Below are 723 nucleotides of genomic sequence, written 5' to 3'. Positions count from 1 at the left end.
AACCTTATCGCAGGCTTCCACGTCTTTCATCGCCTCTGACTGCCTAGGCATCCACCGTATGCGCTTCATCGCTTGACCATATAACCCGAAAGGGTCTGTCAATCGATGACGCACGACAATTGCCGGACACGCTTGAAACGTATCTTACTTTGTCAGCATGATTTACATTGTTAAAGAGCGTTAGAGCAAAAAGCCCTAAGCGGTAGACTTGATGCGCTGGTGACAGCGACAAGCACACGGCTTAGAACTTGAACATGACTGTTGAAAATATGGTGGAGCCTAGCGGGATCGAACCGCTGACCTCAACACTGCCAGTGTTGCGCTCTCCCAGCTGAGCTAAGGCCCCATAAACTTGACCGGCAAAACGCTTCACCACTTATCTGCCCGAGAATACTTTCGACACGATAAAATGGTGGGCCTGGGCAGATTGAAACAAACCCGACGACCTCACCGCTCTTTATCATCTCGAGGGGTATGCTCTAACCAGACTAGAGAAGAATGGTGGGTCTGGGCAGATTTGAACTGCCGACCTCACCCTTATCAGGGGTGCGCTCTAACCAACTGAGCTACAGACCCATTCTAAAACGCTGGGTCAAAACCCAAACAGTCATTGCTCTTGCTTGATCAGGTAATTCATTGTGAGCACTTACCGACAGTCAGATGACTCGTCGATTAAGGAGGTGATCCAGCCGCAGGTTCCCCTACGGCTACCTTGTTACGACT

The 723-nt window shown here is 50.2% G+C and carries 2 tRNA genes and 1 rRNA gene; all 3 read right to left on the bottom strand.

Annotation, left to right across the window (positions count from 1 at the left end):
- Positions 1-270: 270 nt before the first annotated feature.
- Positions 271-346, bottom strand: a tRNA-Ala gene (locus ACUN9Y_RS22120).
- A 153-nt stretch (positions 347-499) separates the two neighbouring features.
- Positions 500-576, bottom strand: a tRNA-Ile gene (locus ACUN9Y_RS22115).
- A 97-nt stretch (positions 577-673) separates the two neighbouring features.
- A 16S ribosomal RNA gene (locus ACUN9Y_RS22110) occupies positions 674-723 on the bottom strand; the annotation flags it as partial.

Source organism: Halomonas sp. V046 (assembly GCF_052645355.1).
This window is presented reverse-complemented; position numbering and strand designations above follow the sequence as displayed.